The sequence below is a fragment of the Segniliparus rotundus DSM 44985 genome, from assembly GCF_000092825.1.
In the GTDB taxonomy this organism is placed as follows: Bacteria; Actinomycetota; Actinomycetes; order Mycobacteriales; family Mycobacteriaceae; genus Segniliparus; species Segniliparus rotundus.
On the sequence record NC_014168.1, the window covers coordinates 2,130,664 to 2,147,263 of the forward strand.

The 16,600-nt window shown below is 66.6% G+C and carries 27 protein-coding genes; 5 read left to right on the forward strand and 22 right to left on the reverse strand.

Going from position 1 to position 16,600, the window contains the following annotated elements; genetic code table 11:
• Nucleotides 1-486: 486 nt before the first annotated feature.
• Entirely contained in the window at nucleotides 487-840 is a 354-nt protein-coding gene (locus SROT_RS10515; protein WP_013139009.1) for a hypothetical protein, read from the forward strand.
• Nucleotides 841-1,184: 344 nt separating this feature from the next.
• Here SROT_RS10515 and SROT_RS10520 read toward each other — a convergent pair whose 3' ends face one another.
• Nucleotides 1,185-1,520, reverse strand: a complete 336-nt coding sequence (locus tag SROT_RS10520; RefSeq protein WP_013139010.1) for a hypothetical protein — start codon at nucleotides 1,518-1,520, stop codon at nucleotides 1,185-1,187.
• Nucleotides 1,517-2,488 (reverse strand): glycoside hydrolase family 25 protein, encoded by a 972-nt coding sequence (locus SROT_RS15695; RefSeq protein ID WP_013139011.1) that lies wholly within the window; start codon nucleotides 2,486-2,488, stop codon nucleotides 1,517-1,519. The genes SROT_RS10520 and SROT_RS15695 overlap by 4 nt, the downstream gene beginning before the upstream one ends.
• A 301-nt stretch (nucleotides 2,489-2,789) precedes the next feature.
• Here SROT_RS15695 and SROT_RS10530 point away from each other — a divergent pair, with 301 nt between their 5' ends.
• Together SROT_RS10530 and SROT_RS17435 are read left to right on the forward strand one after the other, a co-directional pair.
• Nucleotides 2,790-2,993, forward strand: coding sequence for a hypothetical protein (locus SROT_RS10530; RefSeq protein ID WP_083777867.1), 204 nt, complete (start codon nucleotides 2,790-2,792; stop codon nucleotides 2,991-2,993).
• Nucleotides 2,990-4,030: an IS3 family transposase gene (locus SROT_RS17435; protein WP_013139012.1), complete on the forward strand. Its 1,041-nt coding sequence runs from the start codon at nucleotides 2,990-2,992 to the stop codon at nucleotides 4,028-4,030. Before SROT_RS10530 ends, SROT_RS17435 begins: the two co-directional genes overlap by 4 nt.
• On the opposite strand, the gene SROT_RS10540 is transcribed toward SROT_RS17435, so the two are convergent.
• The 17 genes from SROT_RS10540 to SROT_RS10625 all read right to left on the reverse strand — a co-directional run bounded on the left by SROT_RS10540 (nucleotide 4,020) and on the right by SROT_RS10625 (nucleotide 14,144).
• A complete protein-coding gene (locus tag SROT_RS10540; RefSeq protein ID WP_148223417.1) occupies nucleotides 4,020-4,574 on the reverse strand; it encodes a hypothetical protein in 555 nt (184 codons plus the stop codon). The two genes, SROT_RS17435 and SROT_RS10540, sit on opposite strands and share 11 nt — an antisense overlap.
• A 183-nt stretch (nucleotides 4,575-4,757) precedes the next feature.
• Nucleotides 4,758-5,468, reverse strand: coding sequence for a hypothetical protein (locus tag SROT_RS10545; protein ID WP_013139014.1), 711 nt, complete (start codon nucleotides 5,466-5,468; stop codon nucleotides 4,758-4,760).
• A gap of 194 nt (nucleotides 5,469-5,662) precedes the next feature.
• The gene (locus tag SROT_RS10550) at nucleotides 5,663-6,127 is read right to left on the reverse strand and encodes a hypothetical protein (RefSeq protein WP_013139015.1); all 465 of its coding nucleotides are present in this window, start codon (nucleotides 6,125-6,127) and stop codon (nucleotides 5,663-5,665) included.
• A gap of 51 nt (nucleotides 6,128-6,178) precedes the next feature.
• A complete protein-coding gene (locus tag SROT_RS17285; RefSeq protein ID WP_013139016.1) occupies nucleotides 6,179-6,304 on the reverse strand; it encodes a hypothetical protein in 126 nt (41 codons plus the stop codon).
• A 14-nt stretch (nucleotides 6,305-6,318) separates the two neighbouring features.
• Nucleotides 6,319-6,636 (reverse strand): hypothetical protein, encoded by a 318-nt coding sequence (locus SROT_RS10555; protein ID WP_049773346.1) that lies wholly within the window; start codon nucleotides 6,634-6,636, stop codon nucleotides 6,319-6,321.
• A 149-nt stretch (nucleotides 6,637-6,785) separates the two neighbouring features.
• Nucleotides 6,786-7,526, reverse strand: coding sequence for an adenine nucleotide alpha hydrolase family protein (locus SROT_RS10560; RefSeq protein ID WP_013139018.1), 741 nt, complete (start codon nucleotides 7,524-7,526; stop codon nucleotides 6,786-6,788).
• A complete protein-coding gene (locus SROT_RS10565; RefSeq protein WP_049773347.1) occupies nucleotides 7,526-8,065 on the reverse strand; it encodes a hypothetical protein in 540 nt (179 codons plus the stop codon). The genes SROT_RS10560 and SROT_RS10565 overlap by 1 nt, the downstream gene beginning before the upstream one ends.
• Nucleotides 8,066-8,458: 393 nt before the next feature.
• On the reverse strand, nucleotides 8,459-8,752 hold the full coding sequence (locus SROT_RS15700) for an HNH endonuclease (protein WP_013139020.1): 294 nt from the start codon (nucleotides 8,750-8,752) through the stop codon (nucleotides 8,459-8,461).
• 134 nt (nucleotides 8,753-8,886) lie between these two features.
• The gene (locus SROT_RS10575) at nucleotides 8,887-9,225 is read right to left on the reverse strand and encodes a hypothetical protein (RefSeq protein ID WP_013139021.1); all 339 of its coding nucleotides are present in this window, start codon (nucleotides 9,223-9,225) and stop codon (nucleotides 8,887-8,889) included.
• A 424-nt stretch (nucleotides 9,226-9,649) separates the two neighbouring features.
• Complete coding sequence (locus SROT_RS16535) at nucleotides 9,650-10,027, reverse strand: hypothetical protein (RefSeq protein WP_148223418.1); 378 nt, start codon at nucleotides 10,025-10,027, stop codon at nucleotides 9,650-9,652.
• A gap of 266 nt (nucleotides 10,028-10,293) precedes the next feature.
• Nucleotides 10,294-11,163, reverse strand: a complete 870-nt coding sequence (locus SROT_RS10590) for an IS3 family transposase (RefSeq protein WP_013138084.1) — start codon at nucleotides 11,161-11,163, stop codon at nucleotides 10,294-10,296.
• Nucleotides 11,160-11,477, reverse strand: a complete 318-nt coding sequence (locus SROT_RS10595) for a transposase (protein WP_013138085.1) — start codon at nucleotides 11,475-11,477, stop codon at nucleotides 11,160-11,162. Before SROT_RS10595 ends, SROT_RS10590 begins: the two co-directional genes overlap by 4 nt.
• Before the next feature lie 325 nt (nucleotides 11,478-11,802).
• The gene (locus SROT_RS15705) at nucleotides 11,803-13,110 is read right to left on the reverse strand and encodes a single-stranded DNA-binding protein (RefSeq protein ID WP_148223419.1); all 1,308 of its coding nucleotides are present in this window, start codon (nucleotides 13,108-13,110) and stop codon (nucleotides 11,803-11,805) included.
• Nucleotides 13,107-13,322 carry a hypothetical protein gene (locus SROT_RS10610; RefSeq protein ID WP_013139024.1) on the reverse strand — a complete coding sequence of 72 codons (216 nt, stop codon included), beginning with the start codon at nucleotides 13,320-13,322 and terminating at the stop codon, nucleotides 13,107-13,109. The genes SROT_RS15705 and SROT_RS10610 overlap by 4 nt, the downstream gene beginning before the upstream one ends.
• An 11-nt stretch (nucleotides 13,323-13,333) precedes the next feature.
• On the reverse strand, nucleotides 13,334-13,528 hold the full coding sequence (locus SROT_RS10615) for a hypothetical protein (protein ID WP_013139025.1): 195 nt from the start codon (nucleotides 13,526-13,528) through the stop codon (nucleotides 13,334-13,336).
• Nucleotides 13,528-13,923: a hypothetical protein gene (locus SROT_RS10620; protein ID WP_013139026.1), complete on the reverse strand. Its 396-nt coding sequence runs from the start codon at nucleotides 13,921-13,923 to the stop codon at nucleotides 13,528-13,530. Before SROT_RS10620 ends, SROT_RS10615 begins: the two co-directional genes overlap by 1 nt.
• A 14-nt stretch (nucleotides 13,924-13,937) precedes the next feature.
• The gene (locus tag SROT_RS10625; protein ID WP_041407206.1) at nucleotides 13,938-14,144 is read right to left on the reverse strand and encodes a hypothetical protein; all 207 of its coding nucleotides are present in this window, start codon (nucleotides 14,142-14,144) and stop codon (nucleotides 13,938-13,940) included.
• A 432-nt stretch (nucleotides 14,145-14,576) separates the two neighbouring features.
• Here SROT_RS10625 and SROT_RS16540 point away from each other — a divergent pair, with 432 nt between their 5' ends.
• Nucleotides 14,577-14,756: a hypothetical protein gene (locus tag SROT_RS16540; RefSeq protein ID WP_148223420.1), complete on the forward strand. Its 180-nt coding sequence runs from the start codon at nucleotides 14,577-14,579 to the stop codon at nucleotides 14,754-14,756.
• A 65-nt stretch (nucleotides 14,757-14,821) separates the two neighbouring features.
• Here the strand turns inward: SROT_RS16540 and SROT_RS10635 are convergent, their stop codons facing one another.
• On the reverse strand, nucleotides 14,822-15,115 hold the full coding sequence (locus tag SROT_RS10635; RefSeq protein ID WP_013139028.1) for a helix-turn-helix domain-containing protein: 294 nt from the start codon (nucleotides 15,113-15,115) through the stop codon (nucleotides 14,822-14,824).
• Nucleotides 15,112-15,342, reverse strand: a complete 231-nt coding sequence (locus SROT_RS10640; RefSeq protein ID WP_148223421.1) for a hypothetical protein — start codon at nucleotides 15,340-15,342, stop codon at nucleotides 15,112-15,114. Before SROT_RS10640 ends, SROT_RS10635 begins: the two co-directional genes overlap by 4 nt.
• A gap of 369 nt (nucleotides 15,343-15,711) precedes the next feature.
• Here SROT_RS10640 and SROT_RS10645 point away from each other — a divergent pair, with 369 nt between their 5' ends.
• Nucleotides 15,712-16,050 (forward strand): helix-turn-helix transcriptional regulator, encoded by a 339-nt coding sequence (locus SROT_RS10645; protein WP_013139030.1) that lies wholly within the window; start codon nucleotides 15,712-15,714, stop codon nucleotides 16,048-16,050.
• A gap of 287 nt (nucleotides 16,051-16,337) precedes the next feature.
• Here SROT_RS10645 and SROT_RS16545 read toward each other — a convergent pair whose 3' ends face one another.
• Nucleotides 16,338-16,583, reverse strand: coding sequence for a zinc ribbon domain-containing protein (locus tag SROT_RS16545; RefSeq protein ID WP_148223422.1), 246 nt, complete (start codon nucleotides 16,581-16,583; stop codon nucleotides 16,338-16,340).
• Nucleotides 16,584-16,600 lie beyond the last annotated feature (17 nt).

The following is a 16,600-nucleotide window of genomic DNA, read 5'->3' on the forward strand; positions in this document are numbered from 1 at the left end:
CGATATTTGTGTTGGCGGGCGAGGGTTGCGATTCGGCGAGGCTAGGGCTCGAGTGATCCGGAAGAACGTCGAAGCGTCGGGGGCGGAAATCTTCGCGTCTCGGCCTGGACTATGGGAGAGAACTGCATGCGCTCGCACTGCGTCAGGCTGCTTGCGGAACCCCTTTTGACCGCCCGCGCCGCCCAAGGGCGCAAGGTCACCGCATGAGCACCCCGAGCAACACCACCACTGGCAAAAAAGAGTGAGCATGAACAAGACCACAGACGGCAAACTGGGATCGGGCGAGCTACGAGCGCAGACACCGGGGCGAAAGCGCCCCCGAAACCACAGAGCGCACCAGAGACGACACCGACACCGAACGCGCCGACCATCCCAGAGCCGACACCAAGCGCGGCGAAATCCGCCGCTCTGGCTGTCCCATCGCAGAGGACTCACCCCGGCACGCGATTCTTGGCGCGCTTCGTCCACGAAGTGATCACTCCGGGTATGAAGTGGACGGCGAAATGGTCGGCCACCCTCTGCGGCGGCGACCCAACGGCGATGGTCGAGCAGTACCGCGCCAACCTAGAGGCCTTGGCAGAGGAGACAAAAACGAAGGACAAACTGCATAAGCATTTGAAAAACTTGCACGACATCCGCCGACAGCAACGGCGTGTCCATCTGCGCGTTCGAGGACACGGCGGGAATACGGACCTCGGCTATGCGGAAGACATACAGCTGCCCCTCCTGCTGCATTCCAGCCTGCACTTGCAGATGCTCGACGCTTGCGAGAAGCCCCTGAAAGGCTTGCCCGCACTCAAAGCGGGGAAAATTGCTAGAAGCCAGGCGCAGTGTCTATGAGGGATACGCCGACCGGACTGGGAACTGCTCTGGCAGGCCAAAAGCGCAGCGCCCAACGAGCACGCCTCCGCAGGGGCGGCGCTCGCTCTGCGCGGCAAACGGGGCGAAGTCAAGAACTTCCATGAGACGGACAACTTGAAAACGGCATTGTCTTCGTGATTGGCGGTGGTGGCGGGGATTCAACCCGCTGGCCGCAGCCGCAGGCAACACCGCCACCCGAACGCCAGGCTGAACGCGAACGACAACCTGACCGGCACATGGCTAGAACTGACCGGCTACCTATAACACGCGAAAAGGCCCGCCAGCACAATGCTGGCGGGCCTTTTCTGTCATGCCTGACAGGGCTAGTGCTCTCGGGGGGCGGCGGCTTTCGCCTTGGGCGCAGCGCCGCCCAGCAGATCGCGCAGAGCCTCCAAACTGTCACGCGCGCCTTGCCCCCCTTGCCCCGCCGGAACGGGCGCCGGCGCCACGCAAAGCTCCGCGGTGGACGAGAGCAGATGCTTGTACGCGAGCGCACCAGTTCCTGTGTTACCAATCCCCAAGAGGACGAATACGACTTGATCCCACACGCCCGGGCCACCGGGCAGGCTCACCCCGTACGCGACCAGCAACGGGCCGATGGCGATCCACAACGCGTACAGGGCTCTGCGAACGTCCGGGGTGAACACGCGCTCAATCACTTCCCCTCCCCTTGCACCAGGCACGCGAGCGCTTCGGCCATCGTCTGCTCCGCCGTCCGCTGCTCCTCACGCCATTCGGAGAGGAAGTCGGAGAGATACCGCAGGAAGTCCACCACCGAGTTGCCGTAAAGCTGCTCCCCGCCGGCGAACCCCGACCCGACGAGCTGGTCGAGGCTCGCTGTCGGCTGTGTGGGAGCGGCCGTCCCCAACAAGGCCAGCAGATCCTCGCGCGTGCCCCGGAAAGCGTTCACGTCCACGGTCTTGCCCGCCACATGCCCACTTGAGCTGAACTGCAAGATTATCGGCTCATTGCCGCCGTAAGGCTCCCAGCCCCGCCAGTCGTCGCCCGGATACAACACGGACGCGTACCCGGAGCCGTTCACGTACGCCGACGCCCACAACCCCGGCGCGCCGCTGATGTCCGGCGAGCCGATCTGCTGCCAGTACCAGCGCGGCACATAGGACAAGGCGACCCGCATCCCGCGCCGCTGCACCGCCGCACTCACCGCTTGGAAGTTCGCCCAGCCGCCGCTGTTCGCCTCGAAGTCCAACGCGACCGGCACCGCAGGGTCCCCGATATGCGCGGCGAGGTTCGCCGCCTGCCCTTCCGCGTCGCCGTCGCGGACGTAGTGGTAGCCGATCAGGATCAAACCGTTCGCTCGCGCCGCGTCCCGGTTGCGCGGCCAAAAGGAGTCGTTGAACGAAGAGCCCTCGGTGACCTTCGCGGCCACGAACTCGAACCCCTCCGCTCTCACCTGCGCGAGGTCCACGGCCCCGTTGTTGTTGCTGATGTCCACGCCCCACAAAGGCATGGGTGCTCCTTCCTGCTCGGTCGCCTGGCCGATCCAGGCAAGCGGGTCAATGGCGTGCCGCTGCGTGAGCGGCCCGAGGTAGACGCAGAGATGGGCGTGCGGGCCGCTCGACTGCCCCTCCGAGCCCACCGAGGCGACCTGCTGCCCCGCCGTCACCCGCCCGCACGAGGATCGAGACGTGCGGCATATGCCCCAAGCACCAGTCGAACCCGTCGCTAGTGCGCCCCCACACCCAATTCGAATAGCCCGACACGTCGAATAGCCCGGTCCGCGCCTTGCACGATCACCGAGTCAGCCGGGGTGACATGTTCCCCTCCGACCGGACGCCAAGCCTGTCAGGATGATGTCTGGCAGAGAGAGGAGTCCGTATGCCTGTCACGCATCCCGAGGAGTTCCGCCGTCGTGCGGTGGAGCTGGCCCGAACGAGCGAGCAGCCGATCCGAAGATCGCCAAAGATGTGGGGATCAACGAGCAGACGCTCAGGAACTGGGCGGGCCGCACCGATGCGGACGAGGGCAGGAAAGAAGGTTTGAGCAGCGACGAGCGCAAGGAGCTGGTCGAGTTGCGCCGCCGCAACCGGGTCTTGGAGACGGAGATCGAAATCCTCAAGAAGGCATCGGCGTATTTCGCGAGGGAGAACGCCCTGCCGAACCCAAAATGATCTTCCTGCTGGTCCACGAGATGGCCGACGACGGACTGCCCGTCGCCGTGGCCTGCCGGGTGTTGCACGTGTCCCGATCCTGGTATTACGAGTGGAGAGATCGTCCCCCGAACCCGCACGAGGTCGCGGACGAGGCGTTGAACAGGAGAACGATCCGCGAGGTGTGGTCGTGCTCTCGCGAGACCTACGGGGTCCGGCGGGTCCGGGCCGAGCTGGGCCTCGGGCTCGGCGTCGCAATCAGCCACAAGAAGACCCACCGCCTGATGCGCTCGGCTGGCATCGCCGGGATCCACCGCTGCGAGTTCCGCCGCCACAAGCCCGACCGGATGCGCCGCCAGTTCGTCGCCGACAGGCCCGATAAGCTGTGGGTCACCGATATCACCCAGCACCACGCTTCGGGCGGCTGGGTCTACTGCGCGGTGGTCTTGGACGTGTTCTCCCGCAAGGTCGTGAACTGGTCTATCACCGACCACATCCGCGCCGAATTGGAAGCGGCCGTCTCGGACATGGCCAGGCCCGGCGGCACAAGCCCCGTAGGACCGTGGTGCATAGCGACAGGGGCTCGCAATACGTCTCGCGGCTCTTCGGCCACCGCCTGCGAGAAGCGGGTCCGCTCGGGTCGATGGGCGCCGTGGCCTGCGCCTTCGACAACGCCCTGGTGGAGTCCTTCTCCGGCTCCATGCAGATCGAGCTCCTCGACCGCAAGACCTGGGCCAGCAGGGCCCGAGCTCACCCAGGCGGTCTTCGAGTGGATCGAAGCCTTCTACAACCCCGTCAGGAGACACAGCGCGCTCGGCAACCTCTCCCCAGCGGAGTATGAGACCCTGCCGCAGCAAGTGCGGCATGATCCGAATACCAACCTGTCCGGCCGGAGGGAGCACGTCAGATCCGGCGCAACCGACTCACCTCCAATGGAGAACCAGGATCAGCGCGCCCCAACTACCACCGGCCACACTCAACCGCAGGCTGCAAAACACCCGCCACCCAACTCCACACCCGCGTCACCAACGTCCACGCCTCATACACTTAGGCGCTGAAGTAGTTCTTGTCGTTCGGGCGCCCCGCCGAGTCGAGGGCGATCATGGGGGGAAGGCAGGTGGCGATGGGGAAATCCGGCGGGGTCGAGTCCGCAGGGACGGTGACGTTACCGCGGAAGTCGCCGAGCAGGTTCATCTCGCACTGGTAGGCGTCGCGCGGATCTGAGCCGTCGGCGTGGTACACGCTGAGGGACGCGGGGAAGAAGCCGGGTTCCGGCTTGGGCATCGTCAAGGTGAGCTCCCACGGCAGCGCGACTTCTTCTTCGACGGGGACGACGGTCTGCCCCAGTAGTTTTATCGGCTCCTTCGAGTGCTCGCCGCGCGCGGCGGGGTCGCTTTCGGGGACGATGTATCTGACCTTCGCCCGGACGGGCTGTTTGGCGCTGGCCTTGTAGCGGATTTTCAGCTCTCCCGGGGCAAAGGAAGGCTGCGGAGTCGACGCGGGGCCGCTCGCCGCCGCCCGCTCGGTCGGAGCGGCGGAGCAGGCGGCGAGGGCGAAGGCGAGCGCCGCCTGCAAGGCGCACACGGCCTGTCTGCGCATCATCAAATCCTGCTCGCCCTTCACTGTCCGACGGCGCCGCATCCGCTACGGCTTTTCGGACATTGTAGACCGCAGGCTTTCCCGCGGCGCCGCCTCCTGCCTGGGGATGCGCTGTGGATTTCCCGGAGCCGGACCGCCCGCCGTGCCGTGGACGCCCGCAGGCGGGCGCCCACGGCACGGCTTCGGCTAGAACTCCCTGTGGAAGGGCTCCGACGGTGAGTGCCTCGTGTAAAGGGTCCCGTCCGAGCCCTTGATCGCGTCGATGTTCAGCCCGAAGTCGAAGGTGATACCGTCCGCATTCGGAACCGGCGAGTCTTGGATAGTGATTTTCTGTGGAACGATTTTGTATTCCGTGTAGGTGATGGGCTTGCCGTCGAAGCCCGTCGCAGGCGCTCCGAGCGGGGGCTCGGCAGGAGCGGGGGCGGCCAAGGACGGGAGAAGGGGGTAGACGAAAGACAGCCCGAAATTCTCGATCGAGGGTTGCAGCTTGGGAAGGTTCTCCTCCTCCCACGCGACCCGTTTCTTGAGATTCGGGATCTCCTTCTGCAATGCGGACACGTCGCGGTTCGCCTCGGCCTGGTCTTGGTTCAGCGTGCCCACCGCAGCCGCCCAGGCGCTCTGCGCCGCACCGGCGAGGGCTGCCACCCGGCCCAGCTCTTGCTGGCGGAAGGGCTTCTCCCACACATGGGCGTTCGCGAGCGCGTTCCGCGCGTTCTGCAGGTCTTTCTCGGCTTGTTCTTTCTTCCGCTGCGCGTCCGCGACTCGGGCCTGGTCGCCCGGCACTGCGTCGACGAAGTGATTGTGCAAGACAGCACGGTCATTGTGTTCGGCGACGTCTCCCTGCGTTTCGGGCGATGAGTTGGGTCCGACGTCCACGGTTGCAACTTTTTCTGGCATGTCTCCTGCTTTCGAGTGTGTTCGGTTCTTGCGCCGCCGCGCGGGCTCCAAGCCCCGTGAACGGCGGCTTCGGGCCGCAAGGCCCGAAGGTTCGATTGGACTGTGCGAAATGTGTCAATTCCGGGCGCTAAGCCATAGGCCTCCTTCCGGTTCCTGGCCGTCCTTCCGCCGTTTCTCGCGTTGGACGACAGCGTTCAGCGGACGCAGAGGCGCCAGCCTCTGCGTCGGGGGTCGTATGGGCCGATGTCGATCACGCCCGACTCGTCCACGCTCGCGGGCGGTGTGATCTCCACCTCTCCCACATGCAGCTCTATTCGGATGACGTTCCACTCGCCCAGGACGACGGGGCGCACGGTGACCGGCTCTTGCGCGATGAGCACGCCGGGTATGGCGGTCAGCTCCACGCCGCCGATGAAGAGCCGGTGGTTGTCGATCACGGCTTTCGGAAGACGGACCACGCTGCCCCCTTTTCCGTCAGCCCGCGGGCACCGCGCGCAGCTTCGCGCGCCGTGCTCGCGGGTGCGCTCGGGCCATTCGACGTCCTCGGGCAGCGCGGACTGCTCGCAGGGCTCGAACGGGAGGACGGTGACCGCCATCGCGTCGGTGTTGCGGCGGGCGCGTTTGCTCGGGGGCTTGGGGGCGGGGCTGCGGCCTGCCATCGGTATCCACCCCCCTCGGATCACATCGACGCCAGCCCGTGCGGTCTGGTTCTAGCTGCCGGAAGAGCGGCTGCGGAGTCGGCTGGCGGCGTTCCGCACGGCAGACCCGACCCTCGCGCCGAGGCGGGACGCGGCCAGTCCGGCGCGGCGGGTGAGCCCGTAGAGCGCGTTGCGCATGTTCTTCCTCCTGGTTAGTTGGCGGCGCGGGGGAGCCCGCAGGCCTTCTTCTGGTTGGTGTTCTGCTGCTCGTGCTCGGCGGCGATCTCCTTGCGCCTGGCCTCCAGGGCGGCGGGGTCGATCCCGGCGAGCTGGGCGAGTTTGCGCCCGTCGAGGTATTTGTCGCCGTCGCAGCCCCGGTCCCAGCCGATGAGGTCGAGGAAGGCCTCTTTCTCCTCGCGGGTGAAGAAGCACGCCGCGCACCAGAACTCGCTGTCGGTGGCGAGGGTGATGCGGGCGTTCTCACTCGTCACGCGCTCGCGGAAGGCTTTCTGCACTGCGGTGAGCTCCACGGCGCAGTCTTTGGCGAAGTCCCCGGTGTACTCGACCCCGGCCAGGGGGTCGGCGGCGGGGTTCTAGTAGCCCTTGGGGCCGAGGCCCCCGGCCTTGACCCCCTTCCCGCCGCCCTTCTTCCAGCCGTCGCCGGTGCCGAATTTCCCCATCACACGACCTGCGGCCCGTCGAAGAACTCGTGGCGCAGGATTTCCAGCTCCGCGAGGGGGAACCATTCGAGGATCTGCGCGTAGTCCTCGGGCGCGTTGTCCTTGACCGGTTTGAGGAACCTGTGGTCGATCCCGTCGAACGATCTGCCGAACCACTGGTAGTCCACCGGGAGCGCGATGCCCTCGGCCTCGATGCGGCCTTTGACCTCTTTGGTGAGCCAGTCCGCTATCGGGCTGACTTTGCGCGTGTTGCGCTTCACGAGGCCTTGGGCGGTCAGGGCGATGCACCGGGGCGGGTTGTCCACCGCTTTCACGCCGTCCGCGACCCAGGTGTCTTTCGCCGCCCCGGTGTCCTTGCGGATCACCCGCCACATCTCCAAATCGTCCACCTCTGGGAAGCGCGCCATCTCGATGATCGCGCACCGTTCCGGGGGCGTGAATGTGAAGGCGTTGAGCATCCGGTACAGGGAGGGGTGCGGGTAGCGGCGGATGCGCTGCTGGAGCTTGTCCTCCAAGTAGTCCAGGCCGTCTTTCACGAACCCCAGCGGCTCCCCCGGCTCGCGTCCGGGCACGAAGTACAAGTACGCCAGCTCGGTCTGAACGCCCGCGTCCCGCAGCGCGAGGACGGTGGCGACGGAGTCCTTGCCCCCGGAGAACGCGACCATGACCGTCTTGCCCTCCGCGGCGAGCATCGCGCGGACCTCGGCGCTGGTGGGCTGCCCTTTGATGACGGTCGGCACTACGCCGCCCCTCGCGCCAGCTCGTCCAAGGAAACCGCGTGTCCGGTGACGGCGATGAAATGCCCGGAGCTGGAGAACTCGACGCCGCCCTGCCGCCACCCCGGCGCCGGGTCCGCGCGCACGAAGACGTGCAGCCCGTCCCCGGAGAGGGAGCGTTCGACGAACACCGGATCGCCCACGAGCGAGAGGGCCTGGCGAGCCCACGGGGCCAGGCGCCCGCCTTGCAGGCAGTGGTCGATGTCCCAGCAGCCGAGCCCGTCCCCGAGCATCACCCCCACCCCGTGCCCGAACTTCGAGCGCGACGCCGCCGCGTAGCTCGACCAGGTGCCCGGGTCCGCCGAGGAGGCGGGGCGCCCGTCGATGGTGTAGGGGCGTTTGCCGACCCTGCGGCACCACCGATCCAGCTTGGCCAGCTCCCACGGGAGCCCGTCGCGCTCCCGCCACGCACGAGTGCGGCATTTCGGGGAACAAAAACGGCGCGGCCTTCCCCTGGCGCTTTCAGAATCGGGAAGACGCGCCGAGCAACTGGCGCAGAACACCCATTCATTATAGGCGGGGGCGGCGGAATGCGACAATCCGAAAACCCCCTCGTCCCACGAATTCCCAGCGGCGGATAAACCCGAAAACAACTCTGGCGAACGGCCCTCGCGCCGAATTGCGCGGCACGTCTCGGCGCACGGGAAAAAACGAGGAAAAGCCCCGGAGCGGCGAGCGCGGGAACCCCCGTGCGCCCGCTCCCCCAGACCTGTACGAAATCCGAGCGCCTAAGACGACCGACGCTGCTTTTATTCCGGGGAGGGGAACCCCCACCCCTTTCAAGGAGCATTCTTTTCGCTTCTTGGGAATTGCTTTCCATTTGCGCTTTTAATTTCGTCACGCGGGGGGCACCGCCTTTGAAAACCACCGTCAGAATAGCGCATCGGGGGGACATGTCAAGCACCCCCTTTCGCGATGAGCCCCGGATGGGAATTGGCTTTGGCTTTCGACGTCCGCTCACGGCCCGCTCTCGCCTCTCTGGCGCTTTTCGCGCCGTGGCACACATCGCAGAGGCATTGCATGTTGTCGGGGTCTTGCTCGGGTCCGCCGAACGCGACAGGGACGATGTGATCGACTTGGGCATAGGGGGCGCCGCACCAGGCGCACCGGGCTTGATCGCGCTTGACGACGAGTTGGCGGACGCGCTCGGGAGTCCTGCTCCTGGGCACTCGGCGCGGCGCTCCCCACATGGCGAACCCCTCTCTCACGCTGCCCTGAAAAGCCTGTTCATCAGGGCATATATGCCTCTATGTCAGCACGGGGAGCGCCTGGACAGCGCGCGGGGTCCGGAAAGTGGGGAATTTCCCCACTTTCCGCAGCGGCCCTACGGGGCCTGGGGGCGAGGGGTCTCTTCGCTGAGGAGGCCGTGGAACTCCACGACGGCTTCGCGTTGCAGGACGCCAGGCCTGCCGGGGACGGACCGCCACTGGTCCGCTTGTCGTTCCGCCTGCTTGTGCTTCCGCGTGAGGGCGCGTTTGCAGAGGTAGCCGCCGACAGCCACCGTCACGAGGGAGGCGACGAGGTAGCCGTCCACCACGACGGCTTTGAGCAAGGTGTCGAGCTTGAGCCAGCCGAGGCCGGTGAGGACGCCGATCACGGCCTGGGTTCCCGCGGTGAACATGCAAAAGTCGGCGAAGCGCTCACGCTTTCGGGAAAGCCGCATCGTGGTCTCCTGCCTGTTCGGAGGTGTTTCAGGGATGGGTCTACCCACACCGGGGACGACGGTAGCAGTTTCCGCGGCAAGGGTGGGGAACCCCCGTTCGCGGGCCTCGCGCGCACACGCGCCTGCGCGCCTATCCGCGCGCGCCCGTGTGCGCGCTTTTGCTTCGAAGAAGCAAAGTGGTCGGGTATAGGGCCTGTTTGCTTCGTTTTGCTTGAAGCGGACGTTCAGCAACTTGCTTCGGTTTTGCTTGGATTTGCTTGAGCCTCACGGCAAGCAAATTGCTTCGGTTTTGCTTGAACGCCGATCCGGTAAGGAAAAGGGTGTTCGCACTGATGAAGACGCTCGCCACCCCGCGCTGCGGAACGGATTCCGCGTTGTTCCCGTCCGCCCGGTAATGCCCGAATCTCCAAGGGCATTCTTTTCGTCACCGACGTGCCCCCGAGCCTTTAGAAACATGACGGGAGCGGAAAAAATTCGTGCGGAAAACACTTCCAGGAGCCCCGGAAAAACTTTTTTCGCGAATTCTCCGATCCGGCTTGACAAACAGAAAAGCAGTGACGAAAATCAGTGGCGGGACATCAATTGGGCATCGCCCGAATCCGAACCAATCACCATCGCGCTTCCGCGCGCTCTTCTCCGGCCTTATCGCGCCGCGAAACCCTTCTGAGAGAAAGGCACAAACATGTCCGGCCCATTCGAATGGCTGAACGGCGCCAAGCAGCGCCCCCGCCTTCGCTTCACCGCATGGAGCAAAAACCACACCGGAATCTGCCTGCACAGCAACGGCGAGCAACAACTGCACCGGGCGCCGTCCGGCCGCCCCGCACCGAGCAGGCGCCCCGGCTGCTCCGCGCGCTCGCGACCGCCCCGCGCCTGACGAAAGGAAACCAGAAATGACACTGCCCAGCACCCGCCCGGGCGCCGCGACGGACATCGACGCGCCATCAGCCGAAGAGCTGCGACGGCGCGTCAAACAACTCTCCAAAGAGCACCGAGAAGTCCTCGCCCGCATGCCGAGACGCATCCGAATCTACATGCAGTGTGATCTGTCAACGGTTTTCCGGACGGTTATGCCACGCTCTCGGTGAGGGCGGGCAGGTTCTCGTAGGCGGCGGGGCTGTGGTAGCCGATGCCGCTGTGGCGTCTGAGGGGGTTGTACCAGGCTTCGATGTATTCGAATATGGCGTTGGCGAGCTCCGCTCGGGTGGCCCACTCTCTGCGGTCGAGGAGTTCGACCTGCATGGACGAGAAGAACGACTCCATCATGGCGTTGTCCAGGGCGCAGGCGACTTTTCCCATCGACCCGAGCAGGCCGGCCTCTCTGAGCCGGTGGCCGAAGATCCACGACACATATTGCCCGCCCCTGTCCGAATGGACGACCGTGCCGCGGGGCTTGCGCCGCCAGCGGGCCATGTCCAGGGCGTCGACCACCAGCTCGGCGCGCAGGTGGTCGGCTATCGACCAGCCCACGACCCGGCGGGAGAACACGTCCAGGACCGCGGCGCAGTAGACCTTGCCCTCGTCCGTGGCGTGCTCGGTGATGTCGGTGACCCACAGCTTGTCCGGGCGGTCGGCGGTGAACTTGCGGGCGACCAGGTCCGGGTGGACCGCTTGGGCGGGCTTGTTCCCGCGCCGCCTGCGGCGGTGGACCCCGGCGATCCCGGCCAGGCGCATCAGGCGCCCGACCCGGCGCAGCCCGACCCGAAGGCCCAGGCCCATGCGCAGCTCCGCATGGACCCGCCGGACCCCGTAGGTCTGCCGCGAGCCCGACCAGACGGTTCGGATCACGCCGGTCAGCGCCTCGTCCGCCACCTCTCTGACGCTCGGCGGGCGCGACGCCCAGTCGTAATAGCCCGAGCGGGAGACGCCCAGGACCCGGCAGGCCGCCGCGACGGGGAAACCGTCGTCGGCCAGCTCGTGGACCAGCCGGAAGATCATTTTGGGGTTGGGAGGCTCTCCCTCGCGAAGATCGCCGAGGCCCGTTTGAGGATCTCGACCTCCATCGCCAACACCCGGTTCTCCCGGCGCAGGCGGACCAGCTCGGCCCGCTCGTCGCCCGCGATCCCCTCGTGCCCTCCCTCGCGGACCACGCGCTTGCCCTCCACGCCGTCGGCCTGGGCCAGCCACTTGCGCAACGTCTTCGCGTCCACGCCCAGCTCCTTCGCTGCCCAGGCCACAGGCCGCCCGCCCTCGCGGGCGGCGCGGGCCGCCTCTGTCGCCCTGCGGCGGAACTCCTCCGGATGCGCGGCCATCCGCACTCCCTTCCCGAGGCCCGAGGCCCCGACTCAAAGTGTCCGGAAAACCGTTGACAGATCACCTCGGGGTCGGCGCGCGCTGGCCGGTGCCGGTGCAGGGCGTCGCGCCAGCCGCCGTCCTCGGGCAGCCACAGTCCGCTGTCCACGAGTCTTCTGGCCTGCGCGGGGGTGCCGATCATGGGCAGCGCCGAGCGGGGGAAGAACCCCGACGCGCCTTGTCTCTGCGACCAGGAGCCCGCACGCGTCCACAGGCCGACCGCGGCGTTGCCGGCGTCGATGGCCTGCGGGCAGTCGTAGAACTCGTCCCCGACCAGGAACCACGTCATCCGCCCTCCCTGCCGCGCCGCTCTGCGGTCGCGCGGAACAGCGTGGCGTGGTCGGGGTCCACGCACAGCGGCTCGCCGCACGCGGCGGACAACCGCCCGCGCCCGATGGGACCGTAGACGCGCTCGAACGCCCACTTGCGCGCCGAGACGCTGGTGCGCTCGGCGCGGATCAGCAGGGTCGGGACGCTCTCCCCGGTCCAGATCCAATACCCGCCCGAGAGTTTCACATGCGCGGCGAAGTGCTCTTCGATGGTCTGCGCACGGGGGCGGCTGCGCTCGGAGGCGTCGTTGCGCTCGCGGTTGTAGTGCTTCTCGCAGAGGCTCTTGGCGTAGGCCGGGAGCCCGCACACGGCGACCAAGCAGTGCCGGGGCTTTACGGGGCGCCAGCGGCGGAGCGGCCTGAGCCCGAGCACCCCGTGCCTGGCGGGCTTCTCGCAGCCGTCGAACGAGAAGGGCGCCTGCTGCGGGGGTTCGGGCCGGTGGTCGAAGCAGACATGCGCGGCGATGCGGCGGGAGCCGCTCGGGGGGCCGGGGTTCCACGAGCTTGCGCGCAGGCTGGGGCCGACGTGCTCAGCTTTGACCGCCAAATCGATGCGCCGCTCCCCCGTCTGGTTCCCCCAGCTTCGGGACTGGATCTTGCCGATGAGCATGACCCCGTCGCCTTTGCCTAGGGACTGGGCGCCGTGTGGCGCGAGCTCGCGCCACACGGCGCAGCGGAAGTAGCTGTTGGGTCCGTCCGCCAATTGGCGGGCTTGGGTGTCACACCGCCTGACGCCTGTGGCGACGGCGTCATTGGTGGTTTTCAGGTCGTCTCCGAACGCAGCCCGGAACTTCTTAACCGCCTCTCTCGGATCTGTGCCGAGTTCTTCAAGCACCTGGCGCAGCTCTTCTTTCGCGTCCGCAGACTCTTCGCCCCGTAGTTGCTGGGCGAATTCCTCTGTCGCCCGCCCCGCCCGGTCCCCACAGCGCGCGGCGACTTCCTGCGCGGAGGCGACGGGGCGTTTGGTGGGGGCGCCCATGACGGCTCGGCCCCACGCGGAGGTCTCGGCGTTCATCGCCTCCGAGTCGCGCATGAAAGTGGTCTTGCCCGGATAGGGCTCCCACGGGATCCAGACACCGGGGCGCGGGTCGTCGGGGTTGCGGTCGGCGAGCGCGACATACAGCAGGAACGTGGACGGCACCACTTCGACCACCCGCACCGACTCGCGCAGATCTGCGGGCTGCAGCGAGCCGTCCGGGTAGGCGTGGAAGAACATCGCCAGGCGCTCAGCGACATCGATGTAGTCCGAAGCGAACTTGCTCACAGGCACTCGGGCCTCCCGTCCTCGCCGCGCGCCGCCGCTTCAGGGCCCCTTGCCGCAGCGCGGGCGCACATGATCGCGTTCTTCAGCCACAGCCTGGCGTGCTTGAGCTGGACCTCGTCTATGTCGCCGAACCGTAGATCGCCGTTGAACTCGTCGAAGAACGCCTCGTGCTTGGCGTAGACCAGGGCGAGGTCGTCCGCGAGCTCCGCCATCCTGGTGTGGTTCACCTCGGCCCCCCGCGCTTGCCGCCCACCGGGTGCAGCAGACGGGACTCCAACTGGGCGAGGCGCACGCGCAGCGCGCGGGCCAACGCTCTGTGCAGGTGCGGGAACCTGGCGGCGAAGTCGTGGTCGCGCTGAACTCTGTCGAGCAACCCGCCGTAGTGGGCGGCCAAGTCGAGCAGGGACGGCTCTCTCATCAGGCCCCCAGTCCCCGGACGCGCGACGCGGGTAAGTTCTCCTCGGCCCATCCGCCTTTCGAGGCTTGGATCCTCGTGAAAGAGCGGCCCTCGACCCAACAGCTCCAGGCGACGAGGAAACATCCGAGGATTTCCCAGTTGGTGGTTTTCACGGAGTCGGCGCGGATCCTTCGCGGCCTGTGGTCCAGCGCCAGGATCAGGTCGGCGACGAAGCCCCACCGTCCCGCATCCATGTCCGAGCGGTAGCGCCCGAAGACCTGGCCGCAGATGAGGCGGTTGTGCGTGTTCGACTTCAGCCACCGCTCGGCCGTCGCGCACGACACCGCTGTGACACTGTGCGCGACAATAGGTGAGGGTGTGTTCAGGTCCTCGCCGCGATCTTCGGGTAAAATCATGGGGGTTGCTCCGTTTATTGTTGTTGGGCTGGCTCGGAGTCGAGGGCGCGGATGACGCCTCTCACGAGATCTATGGCCCGTTCGAGAACGGGCCGCAGCGCATGCGCGACCTCGTCGCGCTCACCAGGGGTGCGCGCGGACGCGATCAGGCCCTTCATCGCGCCGAGCACTTCGAAGGCGGATCTGTTCGCATCCGTGAGGAGTTGTTCGAGCGGGGCCACGCCTCTCCTTTCTCTGTCCATCTGTGATAGGGCGGCTCTTGGGCGGAGAGCTCTTCGAGCGAGCGACCCGGCAGCCCGGCGCGGTGCAGCAGGATTCCCAGGTCGCGTTTGGCAATCTGCTCGCATTGCGCGGCAAAGCGCTCGTCTCGTGCGAGCGCGGACAGGACGCACTCGGACTCCGTGCTGCACCTGCTGAACGCGGCCGTGAGCGGGGGCTAAGGGCGCAGGCTGGCTCCCAGCCGGGGCCCTCGGGTTCACGCGCTCGGAAAAGTTGGAAATTTCCCCACTTTCCTCAAGGCCACGCTGCACGGATGCGGCGGTCTCGTGGTCCGCGCCAGGCCTTTTCGCGTGCTCGCGGTTCGAAAGCTCCGGGTCTGCTTTCAGCGACACCGCCAAAAGCGTCCTGCGCTGCTCGCGGGTGAGATGGCGGCGGTGCACGTTGAGCCCCAACGCGAGCGAGCGATTCTGCTCGCCGCTGAGGACTTCGACGGTTTTGCTCGGGCAGCGCAGGCCATGGATCGCCGCGTCGGTCTTCTGCCGGTGGCGCCCGTCCACAACCACGCCCCGCTCGTCGCGGAGGACGAGCACTTGCAAACCGTACGCGAGAATTGAGGCCTCCAAGTCCCGGTACTCCTCCGGCGACTGCGGCGGAAGCGACTGGAACAGGTCCGGGCCGCTCACCCGCGCGCCCCTCTGACGCGACGCTTGCGGATACTGCCGGGGGCCAGGCCCCACGGGTTCGCGTCGCAGGCCGCCTCTCGGCGGTTCGCGCGCATGACCGCCTCGACGTCGGCCTCGGTCAAGCGCCACCGCTTGCCGAGCTTGGAGCCGGGAGCGCGCCGCGCCCGCAGCTCTTTCTCCAACCAGCTCGTGGAGCAGCCGAGCACGGTTGCGGCCTCAGCCGGGGAGTACGTGCGAGGGGAGAGCCTCAGTTCGGGGCGCTCCCCGTCGGGCTGGCCTTTCCCGGTCATCGCCGCGCCTCCGGGCTCGCTTTCGCGAGGATGCTCCCGCGCGTGGTCCCCAATGCCTTCGCCACAGCGGTCAGCTCCCAAAGCTGGAAGGTCTCGGGCGCGCTCAAACGCTTCCGCAGCGTCGTCTCCGACATGAGCGCCGCAGCGGCGACGCGGGGCACCGAGGAGCGTTGAGCGCGAATCAAATCAAGCAAGATCGGCCGAATGACCGCGTCTTCGTGTTTCATGCCGTCGAACAAACCACCCCCACACCCCGGATGCAACATAGAAAGCCCAGGTCAAGGACAAGAATTGCACATGTGAGCAATTTAGCCCCCTCACCGGCGCGCTCACGGGGAAAAAGCCCAGGCCACGGGTGCGCATGGCGTGCCCGCACATTTCGGGCCGAGATTGCACACCTGTGCATTACTGAGACCGGGGCCGCTGTCCGCGCAAAATCAAAGTGATTCATATCACTCATTTTTTTATAAAGTGCTCAAAAGCAAGTTTTTCCCGATACATGACGGTTTTATGCACATTTGAGCACAGAGAGCGCGTCAGAAGGTCAGCAACCCGGACCAGGGCGCGAGTCCGGCACCGCAGAGTTGGAACCTAGTGTGGTGGAAGAAGAACCCCGAGAAGAGGGCGCCGCCCCGGACCTCGGATACGCGGTCCCCATGGAACACGCGGCCCTCTTCAACAAGCATGTGGGCGCCGAGATCGCCCTATGGCGCAGGGTGCTCGACATGGGCCAAGACGAGTTCGCCGCGATGGTCGGCATCGAGCGCTCGCGGCTCTCGAAGATCGAGAACGGCAAGCTTGCCGCGCGAATGGACGAGTTCCTGGCGGTCGCAGCCCTAGTCGATACTAATGTCGTAGATCTCTTGCAGCCCGCTTACCACCGCTACCACGGCCAGATAAGCACGAAGAGCGGCCCTGCTCTGCCGGGAGCTTAGCACCTCGAACGGCCCAAACACGTCGAAAACCGTGATCTTCCGGTCCTCGCCCGCCCGCACCTCGGCAACCTTTTCGGAGAGCCGCTCCAAAAGCGGGACCGTCCTCGGATCAGCCCGCAGCCGTGCCGACACCGCCTCGAACTCGCTCAGCCGCCTTCCATCCGAGCGCATCGTAAAACCCCTTTTCGTGTCAACCTCCCCGCCTGCCCCCCTATTGTCAAGAAAGGCGGCTCGTGGAACCTCGGGGGTTCCGCGAGCCGCCGCTTGCCCGAACTACCGCCTCGTCATCAAAGGGCCGCAGACTCGTCATCGCCCGCGGGCGCAGCGACACCGCAATGCGGACACAGGCGCTCTTCCACCCTCGGCGAAGTGGCGCCGCAATGCGGACACAGGCGCTCCTTCGCCCTCGGCGAAGTGGCGCCGCAATGCGGGCACAGGTGCTCCCTGGCCGTCTTCGAGGCTGGCCCCCGTCGCAGCCGTTCGGACTCCCCCTGCCCTTCGCCGTCGGACCGCTTCACAGAATCTTGAACCATGCTCTAGCCATTTCTCC